A 1,792-nucleotide genomic window follows, 5' to 3' on the forward strand; every position below is an offset into this window, starting at 1 on the left:
AATTTTAAAGTTTCTCTAGTTTCGACTAGTATAAAAAAAAGAGAAAGTATCAAAAAACTAATTTTTTGAAATTTTCTCCATCTTGGCTTAAACCAAGTCCTTAAACTGACATTATTTTATTTTGGAAAAAAGAGAAAAAGTCTAAAATATTGTCTTTGTCTCACACAAAGTACTAATTTATATTTCAAAAAAAAAGATATTCCGAACTTTTTTGTAAACTATAGATTATTTTTAAAAGATGTATAAACTTACAAATGAAAATTATATTCTTTTTAAAAGTAGGAAATACTAGTGTTTCTAGGGTTTTGAGGTTTTTTTCTTGCTAAGAAAAGAAGTTTGTTTTTTTATAGAAAAATAATATTTATTAAAATAAACATTGATTTTTTATTTTATAGAGTAGAAGTGCCTACTTAAATTTAGTGCATAAAAAAACTCATAGAACCTGTTTTAGAGTCTATGAGTTTTTACTTGTTTTTTACCACAGTACTTTGTTGTAAGTAGTTTTTTATAATTCTAATTTTATTCTTTTCTCTAAATTTTCCAAAGATTTAGTTTCATTTTGAGACTCAAGATATTTTTCCCATTCTGTTTCAAATAATTCATAATATTTTAAGTTCAGATTATCAAAGTCAATTTTTTTCAGAGTGTCAATCTTTTCGTTTTTTAATTTCAAAACATATTTTTCCATTTTTCTTCTATAAATTTCCAACAAATTAAATTTTGCTTCTGAAATTCTCAAATTAATTGAGTCATTTTCATTTATTACAAATGATTCATTAGGCATAAAAACTGTTTTAGATTTAAACATAATTGGATTTGTATAATATCTTATTGATAATCCAACTCTTGCTTCTAAAACTAAATTTTCTTCAGTATTTGTAGACCTAAAATCTTCCCAATTCAATTTTATATTTTTTTTCCAAACAATTTTGTTTCTCAAATTTTTCCATTCAAGAAAATCATAATAATATTTTTCATAAAATGATTTTGGAGTAAAAAGAACTATTAAAGTAATAATTCCAATTATTAATAAAATCTTTTTTTTCTTTTTCAATTTTCTTTCAATTTATTCAGGAATGAGTGATTTCCACAATTACTTACCGGTCTCGGCTATGAGTAGTTGCGTGGTTAGCACTTAACTTTGCAAGTACGCACAAACCGAAAATCCGCGAGGTTTTTCAGAAGTGGGCGAGAACAAGCAATTACTTATAGCCATTGTTGGCTGTCAGGCTTTATTTTATTCTACCTGTAAATTCAGTTTCAAGAAATTTTTGATTCCATTCGCCATTTTCATAAACACCTACAATGAAGTCGTATGTTTTTTCATTTTTATAAACCCACATTTCAGTAACAAACGTTCCTCCGTAATCATACTTATAAATCAAATTTTTTCCTTCACCCTCAACAGTTCCTTCTGTTAGATTTCCAAAAATATCGAATTCCCAAAACCTTATTTTTTTTAATTTTTCGTCATATTGTCGGATTCCATGATTTCTCAAACCAAATTCAGTTTGTTCTTTATTTGTGAATCCCATAGATTCTACTTTGACTATTTTGTTGTTCAAAGAAAATTCCAAGTTTATCTCCTGCTTGAATGTACTTCCATCTCCCCATTTTCCTTCAGCAATCCAAATATAATTTTCTAATGATTTGAAAATTGTCAAAGGATTATCTTGTGCTTTCAATCCTATTGGAATTAAAAAAAGTAGAATGATTAATTTTCTCATAGTTACTTTTATTTTGTTCGTTTCAGCTTGCAGCCAACGGTCTCCTTTATTTTGATTTATTAATT

2 protein-coding genes are annotated in these 1,792 nt (G+C 26.1%); both read right to left on the reverse strand.

From position 1 onward, the window contains the following. Positions 1-505: 505 nt before the first annotated feature. Entirely contained in the window at positions 506-1,054 is a 549-nt protein-coding gene (locus KLA_RS17095) for a hypothetical protein (protein ID WP_034647354.1), read from the reverse strand. Between the two features lie 178 nt (positions 1,055-1,232). Further along, a partial coding sequence (locus tag KLA_RS17100; RefSeq protein WP_034647356.1) for a hypothetical protein occupies positions 1,233-1,792 on the reverse strand: 560 nt, incomplete at its 5' end.

Origin of the sequence: Cellulophaga geojensis KL-A, from assembly GCF_000568425.1 — a bacterium.
Lineage (GTDB): Bacteria > Bacteroidota > Bacteroidia > Flavobacteriales > Flavobacteriaceae > Cellulophaga > Cellulophaga lytica.